A 20,094-nucleotide genomic window follows, 5' to 3' on the forward strand; every position below is an offset into this window, starting at 1 on the left:
ATCCGCCAAAATTTACATATTTAAGGATATAAGTTAAACTTATGGCGCAACGCTATGTGCGAGTGAAAAGTCAAGAAGGACAAATTTTCTACGGGTTACTACAGCTATCTCTCAATGTGGAAATTTTAGATGCTCCACCTTGGTTAGAAGGTCAACCCACAGAATTAATCTTAGAACCCGATGAATACCGACTTCTTGCTCCCTGTTCACCTTCTAAAATTATCGCCGTAGGTAAAAACTATGCTGATCATGCAGCAGAAATGGGAGGTGCTGTACCCGCCGAACCTCTGATTTTTTTCAAACCACCTACATCTGTCATTGCCTCAGATATGGAAATTAAATATCCTTCACAATCCCAGCGGGTAGACTATGAAGGGGAGTTAGCATTAGTAATAGGCGATCGCACCTGTGACTGTACACCAGAGGAAGCCCAGAGCAAAATTTGGGGTTATACCATCGCCAATGACGTGACAGCTAGAGATCTACAAAAAAAAGATGCTCAATGGACAAGAGCCAAGGGTTTTGATACATTTTGCCCTTTAGGCCCGTGGATAGTCCGAGAATTGAATCCAGGCGCAAAAATACAGACGTTTTTAAATGATCAACTCCATCCAGTCCAATCTAGTTGTATTGATCAAATGGTATTTGCCCCTGATTTTTTAGTTTCTTACATCAGTCAAGTAATGACCCTATTACCAGGGGATGTAATTTTAACAGGTACACCCTTGGGAGTTGGTCCATTAAATTTGGGCGATCGCATCCGTGTGGAAATTGAAGGTATTGGCCGCTTAGAAAACACAGTTACCCAACGTTAAAACCTAGCGAACTTGCATATGTACTGCATCAGAAATAGCTGGTATTTCCGCATAACGCCCCATAACAGACTGGAAAACAGCATAAACAAATGATGCCAAAATGCCTAGAAATATCGTATTAGCCAAAGTTTGTAGTGCAAAGCCAGTACCTGGAGCCGAACCTAAAATTTGTAACCCTATAGAACACAAAATTAAGACAATATCCAAAAGAATGGCCTGCATAGTATTGAAACGGATAAAATGACTGATTTTTTCGTTTCTGACTACCAACAAGAACAGAGCAAAAAATATGACAATTTGACCAATTGATCCTAAACTATTATAAACTGACCCAACTATTAGCACTGGCAAAAGCAACACTTGTAATACCGGAAACTGTGCCATTAAAGAGCTACCAAATTTCAAGCTCTCAATTAGAGGTATTAAATAAGGTAAACAAGCAAAAATGCGATCAGGAAAAGTTATAGATCCGCGCCAATTCATAGTAAATTCTCCTATGACTAAATTTTAATAGCTATTTGAACATAGGATAACGCAATTGCCCAGTATTGCCATATAATTCTCTTATTTCTGTTTTATAGAAGTTGCCCACTAGCTACTGAATCTTATAAAGATTACTATCCTCACTAAACCAGAGAATAAAAAACTATTGACTACTGGATATTAGCAATACGGAAACCCATAATACACTCATACTGTTCAAGGTTTTGCTCCGTACATTTGTGAATAGCTTGACCGCAGCGGAGTTTACCCCCTTGCCAACGAGGTTGTCCATTATTATTCGCAAGCACACAAGACCTGCAAACTTGCTCAGGGGCAAAGATTTGATCATCCGTTAAAATGACTAACATCTCAATTCCTCCTGTCAATTCTTTGAGTATCAAGGTATGAACGCAGAAAATAGCAAATACTTGCTCACTGCACCTGATTTTATTGTATGTTAGATATCTTGGTTATTTCTGTTTGTTAGTCAAAATTAATACGTAGACTCTTATGATCAGTTAAAGACAAGCAAAATATCTCAAAATTTGCAAAAAGCTTATTAATACATAGAAATCACAACTTTCCTGTTGTTAAATAATCAAGTTAACATTTAAACAGGCTTTTAAAAAACAGTTATAGCCCTGATTGCAATAGTGCTGTAATCCACATCACCAATAACCTCAAAGATCATTCAAGGAATATTGCCGTGAATAAAACTAACTCAGAAATCCTCAAATCAGCTGATCCTGCTATCAACGAATTAATTAACCAAGAATTACAAAGACAACGTGATCATTTAGAAATGATCGCCAGTGAAAACTTTACCTCTGCTGCCGTATTAGCTGCTCAAGGTTCTGTCTTAACCAATAAATACGCTGAGGGCCTGCCAGGTAAACGCTACTATGGCGGCTGTGAATTTGTTGACAAAATCGAACAAATAGCCATTGATAGAGCCAAACAGTTATTTGGTGCTGCTCATGCTAACGTTCAACCCCATTCTGGCGCACAGGCTAACTTTGCCGTCTTCCTCACCCTGTTACAACCAGGGGATAAAATTATGGGCATGGACTTGTCCCATGGTGGACATTTAACCCATGGTTCTCCCGTCAATGTTTCCGGTAAATGGTTTGAAGTTCAACACTACGGAGTTAGCCAAACCACAGAACAGCTTGATTATGATCAAATTCGTGATTTAGCCCTCAAAGAGCGGCCTAAATTATTAATTTGCGGTTATTCAGCCTATCCCCGGATTATTGACTTTGAAAAATTCCGCAGTATTGCCGATGAAATAGGAGCTTACCTCCTAGCAGATATTGCCCATATTGCCGGTTTAGTGGCCACAGGTCATCATCCTAACCCCATTCCTTACTGCGATGTCGTTACAACCACAACCCACAAAACCCTACGTGGGCCACGGGGAGGTCTGATTTTAACCCGTGATGCGGAATTGGGTAAAAAGTTGGATAAATCAGTTTTTCCTGGTACTCAAGGCGGACCATTAGAACACGTTATTGCAGGTAAAGCAGTGGCTTTTGGAGAAGCACTCCAGCCAGAGTTTACAACCTACTCCGGCCAAGTAATTGAAAATGCCCGTGCTTTGGCTAACCAATTGCAAAACAGAGGTTTGAAACTAGTATCTAATGGGACAGATAACCATTTAATGTTAGTAGATTTACGTTCTGTTGCCATGACAGGGAAAAAGGCTGATAAGTTAGTCAGTGGTGTAAATATTACAGCTAATAAGAATACAGTACCGTTTGATCCAGAATCACCATTTGTTACCAGTGGATTGAGATTAGGATCAGCGGCCATGACCACTAGAGGTTTAGGTGTAGCGGAGTTTACAGAGATTGGTAATATTATTAGCGATCGCCTACTTTCTCCAGAATCAGACACAGTAGCAGCAGATTGTCGTCGTCGAGTAGCATCCTTATGCGAACGTTTCCCACTATACCCTCATTTAGAAGTTCCTATTCCAGCCATAGTCTAAGTAGTTAAAAATTTATTTTAGATTTGGGATGACTATGATGATCTCAAATCTAAAATATGAGTGGATAAAAATTTTAGTTTAGTCAATAGCTAATCCTATAGTGAAGGATTTGAGTCTACAACCTAAAAAAATTAAATAATTTGGCAGTAAATCACTAAATTAGGGCTAAAAAACATCAAATCTATCCAATATTTTTTGCGTAAGCTCTGTAATTAATAATTCATTAAATACCAAGATTATCTACTACATAACTATCTATTTAAGTGAATATCTAATATTCAAAAACTCTTATGCTGATAAATACCCTAAATGTAGTAAATATAATTTGTAGCAATAATCCTCACACAAATTTTTTCATATCAACCACAATACTGCTCGGAGAAAATCCTGATTTTTAAATAATTAGGTCTAGGAAAAAGTAAATAGTTAAAACTTTCAGGTTTTTCTTTCACTTATCCTCCAATCATTTCTCCAACAAGCAGCAAGTATTGATACCAACTAATTATTAGAAATACCGATGCCTGCCCAGATTTATCATCTGATAGCCTTTCTTGTAGCCGCAGTAGTCGTTCTTTGGACTATTCCCGATGTCAAAAAGTTTGGCATCAAAAATGGACGTGTAGATAAACCTGGTGGGAGAAAAATTCATCAACACCCAATGGTACGTTTAGGAGGAGTATCTATTTTTGCTGGTACTATTATCTCCCTATTAATTGTCTGGTGGTTAGGAGGTTTTGCCAACTTACCCCCAGAAAAAGAATGGCAAATTTGGGGCGTAACATTTGGTGGGATGGGGTTTTTCTTCATCGGTTTAGCAGATGACTTATTAAACCTATCTCCCTTTTTGCGCTTACTGCTACAAGTATTAATAGCCATTGGTGCTTGGAAAGCAGGGGTAAGTATAGATTTTGTCACTGTTCCTACCATTGGCATTGTTAATCTATACTGGTTGAGTTTGCCAATTACAGTTATTTGGCTAGTGGGAATGGTTAATGCTATTAACTGGATTGATGGTTTAGATGGACTAGCAGCGGGAGTAAGTGGAATTGCTGCTGTGGTAATGCTATTGGTATCCCTATTTATGCACCAACCAGCTGCGGCTTTAATAGCTGCTGCTTTAGCTGGTGCGGCCTTGGGATTCCTTCGATATAACTTTAACCCTGCTCAAATCTTTATGGGTGATGGTGGATCTTATTTTATGGGCTTTACCTTAGCTGCGGTAGGTGTGATTGGTTTGGTAAAAATCCCTGCCTTTACTGCTGTTGTCTTGCCCTATTTAATTTTAGCAGTACCAATTGTAGATATGTCAGCAGTAATTTTATCCCGACTGCGCCATGGCAAATCTCCTTTTATCGCAGATAAACGCCATTTACATCATCGTTTACTCCAAGCTGGTTTATCTCATAGGTTAACAGTTTTGTTTATTTACTCTTTAACCCTTTGGGTAGGTAGTTTAGCATTAGCCATTGCTGGTATTCCTAGCGGTGTTACCTATGCCTGTGCATCTACCTCTGTGTTAAGCTATGCTATCTGGCGAGTTTGGAAACTTTCTCGACAATCTTGATTTTAGTCATTAGCATTAACCGATAACTATAGCGTCTTCATATTTTCTAGTTTCATGAGTGCAGAAATTATTTGTGTTGGAACTGAACTGCTGTTAGGAGATATTCTTAACAGTAATTCTCAATTTATTGCCCAGCAGTTAGCAAAGTTGGGTATTCCTCATTACTATCAAACAGTGGTAGGGGATAACCCTGAAAGGCTTAAACAAGTAATTGAAATTGCCACATCCAGGGCAGAAATTTTGATTTTCACCGGTGGACTAGGACCAACACCTGATGACCTTACCTGTGAAACCATCGCTGATTTTTTTGGTGTTCCCTTGGTGGAACGGGCTGACATTATTGAAGATATCACTAATAAATTTGCCCAGAGAGACAGAGTGATGTCTCCAAGCAACCGTAAACAAGCATTAATTCCCCAAGGTGCAGAAGTGTTACCTAATCCTACGGGAACAGCACCAGGCATTATCTGGCAACCCCGTCCGGGATTAACTATTTTTACCTTTCCTGGTGTACCTAGCGAAATGCACCGGATGTGGACAGATACAGCAGTTCCTTTTCTGAAAAGTCAGGGTTGGGGTGAGGAGATTATTTATAGCCGTAGTTTAAAATTTTGGGGTATTGGTGAATCAGTATTAGCTGAAAAAGTATCTGCTTACTTTAATTTACCTAATCCCACTGTAGCACCCTATGCTGGTAAGGGAGAAGTACGGTTAAGAATTTCTGCCAAAGCATCTAATTCACAAGCAGCAGCAGCATTAATTTCACCTGTTGAACAACAATTAAGAGAAATTGCTGGTTTAGATTATTACGGCACTGATAATGAGACCTTGGCTTCTGTTGTTGGTGGATTATTGCGATCATCAGGGGGAACTTTATCTGTGGCAGAATCTTGTACTGGTGGTGGATTAGGGCAACTACTAACAGAAATTCCTGGTAGTTCTGATTACTTTTGGGGCGGTGTAATTGCCTATGATAATTCTGTCAAAGTTAGATTGTTGGCAGTTAATTCTGAAGATTTAGAAAATTTTGGAGCGGTGAGTGCTAAAGTAGCCGAACAAATGGCAGTTGGTGTTAAAAATTCTCTCAATACTAAATGGGGATTAAGTATTACAGGTATTGCTGGTCCGACTGGAGGGACGGATACAAAACCTGTGGGTTTAGTTTATATTGGATTAGCTGGTCCGGAAGATCAGGTAATAAATTATGAATGTAGATTTGGATCTATGCGAAATAGAGCCTTTATTCAGTATTTAAGTGCATCCACGGCTTTGGATAAATTGCGTCGCAGTTTAATTAGCAAATACAATGAATCAACTAGTTAATGTCTAAGTTATAAAACTTATCGTAGTAAACAATCGAAAGGTTTTTTATTCAGTATGGATACGATGAGGTATAGTTTGAGGTTTTAAAAAGTACGTGTAGTTTATTAAATATAGGAACTTTTGCAATAAATTATATTCTGATATAAGTAGAAGGAATGAGTTTTGAGCAAATTCTCATTAACATAGTCCCCAGATTCTGTTATCTTACAAAAAGCTTTTTTAAATGATGTTTATGACAAAATTATGGCAAATTGGCAAGACATTACTTTACCAATATGGTAATTCAGAATTTATATACACAAATCTTTGATAGATAATAGTAATTATTCTGATTTCTGTCCGGAAATAGTTTAGCTTTGTTGGCAAATGATGAGTATCTGTTTGAGAATATTTACTGTTAACTTACTTAGAAATTGATAGAGATGAAGGAAAGCTCATTTCCGGATAACCTTTGTAAATCATATTACCTGTAATTCTAAAAAATTTTCTACAGGAAAATAAGCCCATGGCATTCTGGCCGAAAAAGACAATCATTTCCAAATCAAATTCATCCCCTAGTCAGGAGTTAAGTCAACAAAAAAACTGGCTACACACATCTAAAAGCACCAGTGCTGAAAATAAGAAAATACATCAAGAGAAAAAAAATAACAAACAAACTGTATCGCCCTTAGAATTATCTGAAGTTGCTAAATCACAGGATAAAAACAATAAAGCAGTATTGAAAGTATCAATAATTACTGAATTTTATCCTCCTGACTATGCTGCTACCGGACAATTAATTGAAGAGTTAGCTAGGCAATTAGAGCAGCAAAATTTAAACCTTGAGGTTTTTACAGGGCAACCTGGCTATGCTTTTTCAACTGCAAATGCGCCAGCACTAGAAAAGTTGGGTGGTATTCGTATTCAGCGATCGCGTTCTACACAAGCTTGGTCTGGTAGGATTCGTGGTAAAGCAGTAAATGGTGTCTTGTTTACATTGCGTGCTTTTCTGCATTTAATTAAAAACTTTCGCAAACATAATGTATTTTTAATTACGTCCGCGCCCCCGTTTTTACCCATAGCTGCGTATCTAGCCCATCTTTGTTTGGGTATTTCCTACGTTTGTCTAATCTATGATCTGTATCCAGATATAGCAATCGCCTTGGGAGTAATACCAAAAAACCATTGGTTAGCAGGATTCTGGAGAGAACTTAATAGGAGAATATGGCGGAAATCAAAAGGAATTATAGTCTTAAGTCCTGATATGAGGGAGAGAATAATATCAATCTGTCCTGAAGTAACGGATAAAGTATCTGTAATTCACAGTTGGGGAGATCCTGAATTAATTGTACCTATTAGTAAAGAAAAAAATTGGTTTGCAAAACAACACAATTTAGTTAACAAATTTACTGTCCTTTATTCTGGTAATATGGGCAGGTGTCACGACACTGATACAATTCTAGAAACTGCTAAACAACTCAGAAATGAACCTATACAGTTCGTTTGCATTGGCAGTGGCGCAAAGCGAAAAAGTTTTATGGAGGCGGTAAAAAAATCAGGATTAACCAATTTTCTGTTTCTACCCTATCAGGACAAGGAAGTGTTACCTTACTCATTAACAGCTTGCGATTTATCCTTGGTAAGTGTAGATTCTGGGATGGAAAGCTTAGTTGCTCCTAGTAAACTTTACCCAGCATTAGCATCTGGAAGACCAATAGCAGTGATTTGTTCAAAACACTCTTATTTACGGCAGCTAATAACTGAAGGTAAATGTGGCGTAAGCGTAGAGAATGGAGATAGTTTCGCCCTAGCTGAATTTATTCGTTTATTGAGCAGCGATCGCAAACTAGCAGAATTAATGGGTAAAGCCTCTAGACAGTACTTACAATCAAATTTTACACCGCAAATTATAGCTAAAGAATATTTCCGTGTCCTAGAAAAATCTAGTTCTTAATTGTATGAACAAACTAGATAAATAATATCAACATGATATAATAGTTAGCTAGTTTACCAACGTTTAAAGTTACCAATTGAATAACTTAACTTTTAAATTAGGAGAAGGGCTTCGATGGTCTAATTGATCTCAGTCCCTCCATCGCAACCTTCTTATGATATTTGTTGTATCAAAGTAATTTTGGAGGCCGAAGTGCAGAGAAGGTGTGACCGAAATCGAAAACGTTCCAAACGTAGAGCTATATATTGTCCAGTGCATAGTTCTTACATGGATAGCATGAGTCAAAAATATAGCCTATTTGCTGAACAAGCAGGACAGCTACAAAAGAGAGGGATAAGACGAAAAGAAGCCTTAATGTTAGTTGCTGCCAAAACAGCAGTTCCTTTAGAGGGAGAGTGGTTAGAGGCTTTTTGGTGTGAAGATTGTCAAGAAACTAAATGGTATCACGTCCACAAACAAGAATCTGTATATGAATTATCATTAGCACCAACAGAACTGTGGCAACAAGCAACAGGGGTAATTAACCCTCATAGAAATCCTTCTGTGGGAGAATTTACATTTAGACAATCCCATGTTTTGGGTGGTAACAGCATCAAAGATTTTTGGATTAAAAATTAAATCAAAATTAAATCAAAAAAATAATATTCAGAAAATAAGCCATTGAGGCTCGTATAGGCAAAATTATGAAAGACATCAGTTCCCCACCAGAATTAATAATTGAAGCGGGAAGAACAGAAGGGCAATATTGGAAAGACTTGTGGCGCTATCGGGAGTTATTTTATTTCCTCGCATGGCGAGACATTTTAGTACGTTATAAACAAACAGTTATTGGTATTGCTTGGGCGTTAATTCGTCCGTTCCTAACTATGATAGTGTTTACAGTTATATTTGGAAGACTAGCAAAATTACCATCTGAAGGAGTACCTTACCCCATTCTCGTCTTTTCAGCCATGTTACCTTGGCAGTTTTTCGCCAATTCGCTGTCAGAATGTAGTAGTAGTTTAGTTACCAATGCCAGACTAATTTCTAAAATATATTTCCCTCGTTTAGTTGTACCTACAAGTGCAATAGTAGTTAGTTTTGTGGACTTTATGATTTCGGGGATGATTTTACTAGCCTTGATGATTTGGTATAATTTCGTTCCCAGTTGGCGAATTTTGACCTTACCCTTATTTATTACTATTGCCTTTGCTGCTTCAATGGGAGCAGGTTTATGGTTTGCATCCTTAAATGTTCAATATCGGGATTTCCGTTATATTGTGCCATTTATTGTCCAGTTTGGTTTGTATGTTTCACCCGTAGGATTTAGTAGCAGTGTTGTTCCTGAAAAGTGGAGATTGCTATACTCAATTAACCCGATGGTAGGCGTAATAGATGGTTTCCGTTGGGCAATTTTAGGTGGTAAAGCAACTTTATATTTACCAGGGTTTTGTCTATCCTTAATACTCGTATTTTCATTATTGTTTAGTGGCATTTGGTACTTTCGCAAAATGGAAAGAACGTTCGCCGATGTGATTTAGATTGGCTGGCTGATAGAATATCTTTTAGTAGTCAAGGTTGATGATTTTTTATATCTGATTCTGATTCATCTGTTGATGAAAAAGGTTTTATATTAAAATAAAATTAAGCATAAAGCGTTGACTTTAATGAAATATATTGCATGAGTCTGAAATATTACGAAATAAGAGAATCAAGATTTTAAATCTGTGGATATTAATTTAAAATTAAAATAAATTAAAAACAAATGTCTTATCCAATTATTCGCGTTGAGAACCTGGGTAAAAAATATATTATTGGACTCCAGCAAAAGGAAAAATATACAGCATTGCGTGATGTAATATCTAACAAGGTCAAATCTCTTGGTAGTTTAATCAACCCAAAAGCTGTCAAAGAAAATCCAAATTTGGAAGAATTTTGGGCTTTAAAAGATTTATTTTTTGATATTAAACAAGGCGATAGAGTTGGAATTATTGGGCGTAATGGTGCAGGAAAATCAACTTTATTAAAAATTTTAAGCAGGATTACAGAACCCACTGAAGGACGCATAAATATTAAGGGACGAGTTGCTAGTTTATTGGAAGTGGGAACAGGTTTTCATCCAGAGTTAACAGGAAGAGAAAATATATATCTTAATGGTGCAATTCTGGGAATGAGTAAAGCCGAAATTAAACGCAAATTTGATGAAATTGTAGACTTTTCTGAGGTAGAGAAGTTTTTGGATACCCCAGTAAAACATTACTCTTCTGGGATGTATGTAAGGTTAGCTTTTGCAGTAGCAGCACATTTAGAACCGGAGATTTTAGTTGTAGATGAAGTATTAGCGGTAGGAGATGCAGCATTTCAAAAAAAGTGTTTAGGAAAAATGGAAAATGTAGCATCTGAAGGGCGAACAATTTTATTTGTGAGTCATAATATTGGCGCAGTTCGCGCACTTTGTAATCAAGGCATTGTCTTGAATGCGGGAACAATTATTAAACAAGGAAATGCAGAAGATTGCATTAGTGAATATTTAGCAAAAGTTGCTAACAACCAAGCTGAATCAGGAGAAACTATATGGGATATAGATGATGCTCCAGGTAGTGAAAATTTTAGGTTATCAAAGGTAGCAATATTCTCCAATAGTGGAGAAATAAGATCATCATTCTCTGCTCAGGAAGAAATTATCATTCACATTCACTATCAGTTATTCAAAAATATAGAAGGGATGCGTCTAGTTTTACAAGTGTTAACCCAAACTGGTGAGATAGCATTTACAACTACAGACCATGGACAACGCCAGAGTGAAAACGGCTTACCTGGACATCATACTTCTATATGTCGTATTCCTGGAAAATTGATGAACTTGAGTAATTATGTGATCAAACTATGGGCAGGAATTCCAGGTAAACAGTATCTCTTAGAACCCATTGAACTGATGATGTTTTCGGTTGTTGGTGCTGGAAATCATCACTCAACCTACACAGACTATCAACGCTGGCCAGGAGTTTTATGTCCAGAGCTTCAATGGGAAGTTGTAAGCGAAGACAACTAAAATCAGAATTTGGTATAAATCCAAAAATATAGCTATGAAAAATTCACTTTCTCAGTCAATTCGTAAATTAACTTTTTTATCAAAAGCAGGTTCTGCTGAAAAATATAAACCTACAGAAAATGATGTTTATTTAGTTTCTTATCCACGTTCAGGAAACACATGGATGAGAGTTATTATGTCTGAACTTTTATACCATAAATCAGGTGACAGCATTGAGGAATTACAAAATTATGTTCCAGATATTCACCAGCCAATTTTTACAAAAGACTTAATCAAGTCTAACTTTCATGTAATTAAAAGTCATTATCCATATGTTGTTAACAATAATATTAAAAATAGGGCATCAGTTAAAAATTATAAAAAAGTAGTTTACATAGTTAGAGACCCAAGAGACATATTAATATCTCATTACAAATACTTAAACAATTTCAGATATAGTATTAACTTTGATAAGTTTATCTGGGACTGGATTACTGGAAGAATTTGGCCTTGTTCATGGCAAGAACACGTTAATTCCTGGATAGGTATGGGGTATGAAAATATAGGTGTTGAAATAGAACTGATTAAATATGAAGACTTATTGCTAAATCCTGAACCAGAAATCATGAAACTAAGTACGATAATGGGTATTCAGTTTACATCAGAAGATGTACAACGCGCTCTCCAAGCGGCAGCAGTAGAAAAAATGCGTTCTAAGGAAACCAAGGGAATGCCTAGACATGAAAGACAAGAGAAAGCTCAGTTTATAGGTGAAGCAACAAATAAGCAATGGCTTGAAAAACTTACGGCTGAACAACTTAACCTAATTGAAGAATATCTAGGTCATACTATGAAGCGTTGCGGGTATACTGTGAATTAAGTTAAGGTTATAAACTTAGATGACAAACGAGCAAACAGTTAATTCTTTATTATCTATTACTCAAGTACACAAAGAAAATTATGACTGTGCAAAAGATAACAAGAATGAATTATCAGAACTAATCAATACTTCAACCTTTCCTCGCATCACCATTATTACACCCAGTTATAATCAAGGAAATTTTATTGAAGAAACTATTCAGTCAATAGTTTCGCAAGGCTATCCAAATTTAGAATACATCATCATTGATGGAGGTAGTACAGATAATACAGTTGATATTATTAAAAAGTATGAGTCTTTAATATCCTATTGGGTTAGTGAGCCGGATCAAGGGCAAACTCATGCTATTAATAAAGGACTATCTAAGGCAACAGGTGAGATCATAGCTTATCTAAATAGCGATGATTATTATTTACCAGGAACACTATTTAAAGTAGCTGAACATTTTTTGAAATTTCCTGAAACAGATTTACTGCATGGAATTTGCAGGTACGTAAATCAGCAAGGGGAAAAAATCGGCGAACAATTTGGCAATATCAACACCTTGTCAGAAATTTTAGACCTATGGGATGTATGGTGGAAAAAACGCCAATTTGTGCAACCTGAAGTTTTTTGGAGTCGAAGAATTACAGAAAAAATAGGTTTGTTTAACGAAGAACTTTACTTTGTCATGGATTACGATTATTGGCGAAGAATAATTCAGGCAGGAGGTATGATTAATAGTTTGGATGTTGAGTTATCTTGTTTCCGATTTACTGATCAGCAAAAGTCAAATCAAAGTGAAAAAGTAGCTAATGAATTGTTAGATTTAGTACGTCCTCTTTTGTGGGATAAACTTACAAACCTATCTTGGCAGCAAAGATTAATTTTGCAAGGTAAATGGTTATATAAAGTTAAGTTTCTAGATGAAGTTGAACAGTCTGTAATTAATAATGATGGAAAATTAGTTCGTTGGTTTAAGACTATGGGAGTGGTTGTAAGATATCCACAAATATTGCTGGTTTCATCTTTTCAAGGCAGATTCAAACATTGGTTCAATAGATTTATAAAATGAAATTTTGTATAAATCTGACACTAAAACAATTTCTATTACCATAAACTTTAAAGATAATGTCGAGCTAACTGTAGAAGAGAAAGATTTAATTATAAACTCTCCAGCTTACAGTTTTTTTAAATGTCTAATCTGGAAATAGATACTGAACATAGTACACAATCATTATTAGACCTAAAAAACAATTTCAGAAAGCCTAGAATTACATACAGCAGATCAATCAACAACAGGTGTTGAGAAAAATAAATTACAAAAGAGTAAAATAGACAAGATGTTATCTAAAGTAAAGCAAAAAATAAAAAAAGTCACCAAAAATCTGTTTATATAAGCAAATATTTCTCTATCTACTATTGACTGCAACTGTAGCAAAATTTAACCTGGGAAAAATAAAAATGTTAAATGAATTAAACGACAAATTACAGGAGAAATTAGTATTTTTTATTCATCTACCAAAAACTGGTGGAACTACTATGCACTCAATTATTGGGAAGCAATATAACTCGGTAGAGATATTTAAAACAGATCAACAATATAATTCAGATTTTTTCGTTCCAGATTTTGATGATCACAAGAAACAGCAATTAAAAATTGTTTCTGGACATTATTGTTTTGGGTATCACAAATATTTTGATAGACCTTTTACTTATTTAACCATACTTAGACACCCAGTAGAGCGAGTTATTTCCGACTACTTCCATATTATTAATGTACCTCACCACTGGTTACACAAAGAAGTTGGATTAAATAATATGACACTAGAAGATTTTGTGACAAGTGGGATATCAAAACTGACTGAAAATGCTCAGGTGCGTTTTTTATCAGGTAAAAACTTTGAAACGGATTTTGGTAAATGTTCTGAAAAAATGTTAGAAATTGCCAAAAATAACCTTCAGTCTTACTTTAGTGTTGTAGGAATTACAGAAGAATTTGATCCAACTTTATTACTTCTCAAGAAAAATCTAGGTTGGAAAATGACATCTTGCTTATACACTAAACAACGAGTAGGTCATCAAAGTAGAAAATCTTATAGACCGAGTGAAGATACTTATAAGTTAATTGAATCCCATAACTCTCTAGATATGAATTTATATGATGAAGTCAAAAGCAATTTTACACAAACAATAGCTTCTCAGGACAATAACTTTGGAGTTGAATTACAGGTGTTTAGAACTTTAAAACAATGGTCACAGTCTTACTCATCTTTGCACAAAAAAGCCAAAACCGCCTACAGAAATTTGTCTAAAGTGAATGAAATTGTATAAGTTAATTAATTTCCGTAATACCAATTAATGACTGAATTCTCGTGCTAACTTAAACAAGTCCGTTAATATTGCCAACCATCATAAATTATTAAACTATATGTCTCTTGGTTCTTTAATTCTCAAACTCCAACAAAATTATCAGCATGGTCTGGGAACGGCTTATTATCGGGATATAGTGAGAAATAAAATTCTCAGTTCTTTACCTGTAAAAGGTAATACTAGCAAAGAGTGTGAAATTCATGTTTTAACTTCTGCTAGTGATTGGCTAAACTTGGTTTGGACATTGAAATCTTTTTATCATTTTTCTCAGCGTCAGTACGCTCTGTGTATTCATGATGATGGAACTTTAACTGAGGAAAACATTACAACTTTACAGTATCATTTTCCAGAAGCGCGAATTATTAACAGAAAACAAGCTGACGAAAAAGTTTTACCATTACTATCATCTTATCCTCACTGTTTAGAGTTTCGTAAAACCAATCACTTATCACCTAAAGTATTTGATTTTGCTGCATATTTGCAAAGCGATCGCTTATTACTCCTAGATAGTGATATCCTCTTTTTTAAAGAACCAACGGAACTACTTAATCGTATTGAGAAACCAGAATATAAATTTAATTCACTGAATGCTGATGTGCAAAGTGCTTACACAGTTGATCCTGAAACTGTCAAAAACCATCTTGGTTTCCATTTAGCTGACAGAATAAATTCAGGATTAGGACTAATTCATAAAGATTCTTTGAATTTTGCTTGGATAGAAGAATTTTTATCTTTACCTAATATTATTGGACATTTCTGGCGTATTGAACAAACTATTTATGCTTTGTGTAGTTCTCGGTTTGGAGTGGAATTGCTACCCCTTGCTTATGATGTTCATTTAGAAGGTAGTATCAATGGTTCTCCATCTCGACATTATGTAGGAAAAATTCGGCATTTAATGTATCGTGAAGGTATTTGCCATTTGGTGAAAAATAGATTTTTAGAGGAAATAAAGTGATGAGTGATGGCAATATAGACACGACAAAGCCGCTAAGAGTCTTAATGATGCCAGATTACCGCACCATCAACCCCTATCAAACACTTTTATCTCAAGCATTAGGCAATGAAGGCGTGGAAGTTGTATTTCCTGATGGATACTATCGTTTCTTGCCAATATATAGAACTTTAAAAAAAAATCAAAACATAGATGTTCTACATCTTCACTGGCTAAATTCATACTTAAAAGGTAAAAATATAATAGTCAAATTTATTTATTCATGCAAATTTTTAATAGATATTGTTTTAACTAAATTTGCAGGTATAGAAGTTGTTTGGACTATTCATAATCACATTTCCCATGATGCCAAGTTTCCAATTCTAGAACACTGGGTGCAACAAAATCTGTTGTATCTAGCAGATAGAATCATTGTCCATGATTCTTTATCTATAAAACATTTTACTCTAAATTATAACTTTAATCAGTTAAAAATTGATGTAGTTCCCCATGGACACTATCGAGAAATTTATGATCATGCAATTCCTCAATTGGAAGCCAGAAAAATTTTAGGAATTCCACTATCTGGAAAAGTTTATCTTAACTTAGGTTTGCTAAGACCTTATAAGGGATTAGAACGCTTACTCAAAGTTTGGGAAGAAAATCAAGAATTTCTTAAAGACAGTACCTTATTAATAGTCGGAAAAGCATTAGATGAATTTTACCTGCAAAAGTTAAATCAATTAGCTGCTAATATCCAGGGAGTTGTTATTAATGCCAATTTTGTAGAAGATAGTAAGATACATATTTTTTTTAGTGCTGCTGATGTTGTAGTTCTTCCTTTTGAAAAAATTTTAACCTCTGGTAGTCTAATTTTAGCAATGTCTTACAATAAACCTATTATTGCTCCTCGTACTGATAGTATATTGGAAACTTTAGGTCAAGCAAATTTATTGCTTTATGATTATCAAGATCAGCAAGGATTATTTAATAGTTTAAAACTCAGTAATCAGATGGATCTAAGCAAATTAAGTGAGTTAGTAAATCAGGAATGTGATAAATTATCGTGGCATGAAATCGGTAAAAAAACTGCTACTATTTTCAATGACTTGTTAAGTTGTAGATAATTTAACTTAGTGAATTTTGACTTTTAAAGTCTTACCAAAATCAATAATCAATTACTCTTAATTTAAAGAAATTATCATGCAATTATCCAAACAATCTATGCCTAAAAAAATATCCAGAATCATTCTTAGAGAATACTATACTTACGCAGTAGGATTATCAAAGAAATTAGTTTTACCTCAGACTAAATTTATTATTTTATCTCAAGGTAGAACAGGTAGTTCTTTATTACAAAGTCTTCTGGATTCACATCCTCAAATTCTCTGTGAAGGGGAATTACTGATGTATCCAGTCTCTTTCCCTAACCTTTATATAAAATCAATGGCTGCAAGGCAATATCAAAAAGAAGTAGCATGGGGATTTAAAGTTAAACCATATCACTTGACAGCCACTCAAAAAATAGATTTAAACAAGTTTATTTGTGATTTTTATGCAGAGGGTTGGAAAATAATCCGACTAGAAAGAAAAGATATTTTTCGTCAGACCATCTCTGGAATAATTGGTAAGTACCGGAATACTTGGGTGATAACTTCTGAAAATAGTAAATTAAACAAAACTAAAATTAAAATTGATCCAGATCAAGTAATCGAATGGATGGAAGGAAAATTAAAACAAACAAAATGGGAAAATGAGGCATTAGAAGGGTTACATTATTTAAATATTTCTTATGAGCATGATCTTGAGGATTCAGAAAATCATCAAACAACTTGCAACCGTATCTGTAACCATTTAAAATTACCAGAAAAAACAATTCAAACAAAGTTGAAAAAAACGACTTCAAGAGACCTGCGGGAAGAAATAGAAAATTATGATGAAGTAATAGATCGTCTCAAAAATACTGAATATGCACAGTTTTTACCTAATTTATAATTGACAAATCTGTAATGAATAAAGTTAGCATTCTGATTCCCTGCTACAATGCAGAAAAATGGATCACACAAGCTATAGAAAGTGCATTAAATCAAACCTATCTGAACAAAGAAGTAATTGTTGTTGATGATGGCTCTACGGATAATAGTTTAGAAATAATCAAGAGTTTTGGTAATTCTATTCATTGGGAAACAGGAGCAAATAAAGGTGGAAATGCTGCCAGAAATCGTTTACTAGAACTCAGCACAGGAACATGGTTACAATATCTAGATGCTGATGATTATTTACTTCCTGATAAGATTGAAAAACAGATTAATTTTCTAAAGCAGTTTCCTCATATAGATATCATTTATAGTCCTAGTATTCTTGAATATTGGGAAACAGAAATGTTAAAACAGGAAGTCCTATCTATTCCCAAACCTCATGATCCATATATACTATTAGCTCTTTGGTACTTACCACAAACAGGAAGTCCGCTTTGGAAAAAACAGGCTATTTTAGATGTAGGAGGTTGGAAAACTGATCAACCTGTGTGTCAAGAACATGAATTATATTTACGACTACTCAAAGCTGGAAAAGGATTTGCATATTGTCATAACTCTGGTTCAGTTTATAGACAGTGGAGTGAGTCAACTGTTTGTAAAAAAGATAAAACATTAACCTATCAACATCGGTTAGAAATTACAAATAATCTAGAATTACATTTACGGTTAATTGGTGAACTCAATCATGAGCGTTTGTATGCAATAAATAAATCCAGATTTGAGTGTGCTAGGATTATTTGGTTGTTTAATCCAAAATGGGCAAAAAGTCTTATCAAGACAATACATAATTTAGATAATAACTTCAAACTACCTAATTCTACAGCCCCTTGGTTTTATCAAAAAATATATTACTCTTTGGGATTTGAATCTGCTGAAATGATAGCTAAATTTAAAAGACAATTACTAAACTTAAATTAAACAGATAGGAAAAAAAGATATGAATAAGGTTATTCCCAATCTAATCATTATTGGTGCTATGAAAAGCGGAACAAGCAGTTTACATAATTATTTAAATTTACATCCAAATATTCAAATGTCAACCCTAAAAGAATTAGATTTCTTTATCTTAGAAAAAAATTGGAATCAAGGGTTAGATTGGTATAGTAATCAATTTCCTATCAATAAAGAAGTAAAAATATTTGGTGAGTCCTCACCTAACTATACAAAACACCATCTTTTTGCAGGGATTCCGCAGCGGATGGCATCTATATCACCTGACGCTAAATTAATTTACATTCTACGTGATCCCATCAATAGAATTTTATCACACTATTTCCATCAGTTTGTAGATCATCAAGAACAGCGCTCACTAATTGATGCTTTACAAGATGATAAAAATAATAACTATATCAATACTAGTAGATATTATTTTCAGATAGATAAATTTTTATCAACTTATAAAATAGACCAAATTTTGTTTCTAACTCTAGAAGAATTAGATAAAAATCGGAATCAAACTCTCCAAAAAATATTTAATTTTCTAGGTGTTGATTCCTCATTTGAACACCCAGCATTTAATAAAACCTATCATCGCTCTTCGGCAAAAAGAAGATTGACTGATTTAGGATATAGTATCTCAAAACTACCATCTGGATTGCGTTTTTGTAATCTTTTTCCCACTGTTTTTCAAAGCAAAGTTGGATACCCAGTTGTGGATGAACAGCTTTTAATATATTTGAAGTCTATTTTGTCTGAAGATGTTGAGAAGCTACGATGTTTAACTGGATTGAGTTTTTTAGATTGGTCTTTATAAAGAATGTTTTTGATATTATATAGCACCTCATGCTGTGGTGAGGTATACTTTTTTATAGTCAACCCCGTAGCGGGGCTTCTCCACTCTGGATTGTACTTCATTAGAGCGAAAACCGCTGTAATGAATATGCGGTTTATTAAGAGGATGTGCTTTTTTTAAATGTCTTGTAAATATAGAAATCAAAAATAAAATGAATTTAAAAAATTCCAAAATAACCAACATACTATCGCGACGAAAAAATGAATTTAACATCTACCTTGATTCTCTTTTAAATTCATATAAAGCAGATGATAAGTTTGTCATTTTTTCTCAAGGTAGAACAGGTAGTACATTATTGTGTGACTTACTCAATTCACACCCAAAATTACATTGTGATAGGGAAATTTTGTATGATCATGTATTTTTTCCTAATTCTTATATTAATGGAAAATCAAAAAATTCCTCCAAGAGTATCTATGGATTCAAGGTCAAAATATATCAATTAACTCAAGTTCAAAAAATTAAAGACCCTAAATATTTTCTTGAAAATTTACACAAAAATAATTGGAAAATTATCTACCTAAAAAGAGATAACTTATTCAGGCATGCACTTTCAAACTTAGTTGCATTAAATAAAAATCAATATCATCTTAAAGTTAGTCAAGAATTAAAAGAAAAATCAAAAATTAATGTTGATTGTGAACTGCTCATAGAAATTATGAGTAAGCGTGAAAAATTCTTAAAAGAAGAAGCAGATGTTCTGAGAAACATACCTCATATTACTATTACCTACGAGGATGATTTACTAAGACAAAAACAACATCAAAATACCTTAAATAATATCTTTGATTTTTTAGATATTGATAGTCACTTAATCGGTACTACTCTTTTGAAGATTGTGCCAGATAATCTTGAATCAATCATAGAAAATTATGAAGAGGTCATTTCCAAGGTTTCTCAATCACAGTATGTAGATTTTTTACATACAAAGCAGTTCTAGATATTCTACACAGCAACCTAGTAGTTTTAATAATGATTG

General features: G+C 34.5%; 19 protein-coding genes. 17 read left to right on the forward strand and 2 right to left on the reverse strand.

From position 1 onward, the window contains the following. Positions 1-41 precede the first annotated feature (41 nt). A complete protein-coding gene (locus WJM97_RS17560; RefSeq protein WP_353930071.1) occupies positions 42-815 on the forward strand; it encodes a fumarylacetoacetate hydrolase family protein in 774 nt (257 codons plus the stop codon). 3 nt (positions 816-818) lie between these two features. Here WJM97_RS17560 and WJM97_RS17565 read toward each other — a convergent pair whose 3' ends face one another. Both WJM97_RS17565 and WJM97_RS17570 read right to left on the reverse strand, forming a co-directional pair. Beyond that, on the reverse strand, positions 819-1,298 hold the full coding sequence (locus tag WJM97_RS17565) for a Tic20 family protein (RefSeq protein ID WP_353930072.1): 480 nt from the start codon (positions 1,296-1,298) through the stop codon (positions 819-821). A gap of 170 nt (positions 1,299-1,468) precedes the next feature. Further along, positions 1,469-1,666 carry a hypothetical protein gene (locus WJM97_RS17570; protein ID WP_353930073.1) on the reverse strand — a complete coding sequence of 66 codons (198 nt, stop codon included), beginning with the start codon at positions 1,664-1,666 and terminating at the stop codon, positions 1,469-1,471. Between the two features lie 338 nt (positions 1,667-2,004). On the opposite strand from WJM97_RS17570, the gene glyA reads away from it, so the two are divergent. The 16 genes from glyA to WJM97_RS17650 all read left to right on the forward strand — a co-directional run bounded on the left by glyA (position 2,005) and on the right by WJM97_RS17650 (position 20,055). Continuing rightward, the gene (gene glyA / locus WJM97_RS17575) at positions 2,005-3,288 is read left to right on the forward strand and encodes a serine hydroxymethyltransferase (RefSeq protein WP_353930074.1); all 1,284 of its coding nucleotides are present in this window, start codon (positions 2,005-2,007) and stop codon (positions 3,286-3,288) included. Between the two features lie 517 nt (positions 3,289-3,805). Beyond that, on the forward strand, positions 3,806-4,852 hold the full coding sequence (locus tag WJM97_RS17580; protein ID WP_353930075.1) for an MraY family glycosyltransferase: 1,047 nt from the start codon (positions 3,806-3,808) through the stop codon (positions 4,850-4,852). A 54-nt stretch (positions 4,853-4,906) separates the two neighbouring features. Continuing rightward, positions 4,907-6,175, forward strand: coding sequence for a competence/damage-inducible protein A (locus WJM97_RS17585; protein WP_353930076.1), 1,269 nt, complete (start codon positions 4,907-4,909; stop codon positions 6,173-6,175). A 505-nt stretch (positions 6,176-6,680) separates the two neighbouring features. After that, entirely contained in the window at positions 6,681-8,108 is a 1,428-nt protein-coding gene (locus WJM97_RS17590) for a glycosyltransferase family 4 protein (protein WP_353930077.1), read from the forward strand. Positions 8,109-8,300: 192 nt separating this feature from the next. Beyond that, positions 8,301-8,726 carry a hypothetical protein gene (locus WJM97_RS17595; protein ID WP_353930078.1) on the forward strand — a complete coding sequence of 142 codons (426 nt, stop codon included), beginning with the start codon at positions 8,301-8,303 and terminating at the stop codon, positions 8,724-8,726. A gap of 65 nt (positions 8,727-8,791) precedes the next feature. Further along, on the forward strand, positions 8,792-9,628 hold the full coding sequence (locus tag WJM97_RS17600; protein WP_353930079.1) for an ABC transporter permease: 837 nt from the start codon (positions 8,792-8,794) through the stop codon (positions 9,626-9,628). Between the two features lie 224 nt (positions 9,629-9,852). Beyond that, positions 9,853-11,139 carry an ABC transporter ATP-binding protein gene (locus WJM97_RS17605; protein WP_353930080.1) on the forward strand — a complete coding sequence of 429 codons (1,287 nt, stop codon included), beginning with the start codon at positions 9,853-9,855 and terminating at the stop codon, positions 11,137-11,139. Between the two features lie 34 nt (positions 11,140-11,173). Further along, complete coding sequence (locus tag WJM97_RS17610) at positions 11,174-11,998, forward strand: sulfotransferase domain-containing protein (protein ID WP_353930081.1); 825 nt, start codon at positions 11,174-11,176, stop codon at positions 11,996-11,998. Between the two features lie 19 nt (positions 11,999-12,017). Then, positions 12,018-13,052 carry a glycosyltransferase family 2 protein gene (locus tag WJM97_RS17615; protein ID WP_353930082.1) on the forward strand — a complete coding sequence of 345 codons (1,035 nt, stop codon included), beginning with the start codon at positions 12,018-12,020 and terminating at the stop codon, positions 13,050-13,052. Between the two features lie 389 nt (positions 13,053-13,441). Next, a complete protein-coding gene (locus WJM97_RS17620; RefSeq protein WP_353930083.1) occupies positions 13,442-14,311 on the forward strand; it encodes a sulfotransferase family 2 domain-containing protein in 870 nt (289 codons plus the stop codon). A gap of 97 nt (positions 14,312-14,408) precedes the next feature. Further along, a complete protein-coding gene (locus WJM97_RS17625) occupies positions 14,409-15,308 on the forward strand; it encodes a hypothetical protein (RefSeq protein WP_353930084.1) in 900 nt (299 codons plus the stop codon). Next, positions 15,308-16,411 carry a glycosyltransferase gene (locus tag WJM97_RS17630; protein WP_353930085.1) on the forward strand — a complete coding sequence of 368 codons (1,104 nt, stop codon included), beginning with the start codon at positions 15,308-15,310 and terminating at the stop codon, positions 16,409-16,411. Before WJM97_RS17625 ends, WJM97_RS17630 begins: the two co-directional genes overlap by 1 nt. 76 nt (positions 16,412-16,487) lie before the next feature. Then, positions 16,488-17,279: a hypothetical protein gene (locus WJM97_RS17635; RefSeq protein ID WP_353930086.1), complete on the forward strand. Its 792-nt coding sequence runs from the start codon at positions 16,488-16,490 to the stop codon at positions 17,277-17,279. A 14-nt stretch (positions 17,280-17,293) separates the two neighbouring features. Further along, the gene (locus tag WJM97_RS17640; protein ID WP_353930087.1) at positions 17,294-18,241 is read left to right on the forward strand and encodes a glycosyltransferase; all 948 of its coding nucleotides are present in this window, start codon (positions 17,294-17,296) and stop codon (positions 18,239-18,241) included. A gap of 19 nt (positions 18,242-18,260) precedes the next feature. Beyond that, the gene (locus WJM97_RS17645; protein WP_353930088.1) at positions 18,261-19,076 is read left to right on the forward strand and encodes a sulfotransferase domain-containing protein; all 816 of its coding nucleotides are present in this window, start codon (positions 18,261-18,263) and stop codon (positions 19,074-19,076) included. Between the two features lie 190 nt (positions 19,077-19,266). After that, a complete protein-coding gene (locus WJM97_RS17650) occupies positions 19,267-20,055 on the forward strand; it encodes a hypothetical protein (RefSeq protein ID WP_353930089.1) in 789 nt (262 codons plus the stop codon). Positions 20,056-20,094: the final 39 nt, after the last annotated feature.

It is taken from the genome of Okeanomitos corallinicola TIOX110 (assembly GCF_038050375.1).
Classification (GTDB): domain Bacteria; phylum Cyanobacteriota; class Cyanobacteriia; order Cyanobacteriales; family Nostocaceae; genus Okeanomitos; species Okeanomitos corallinicola.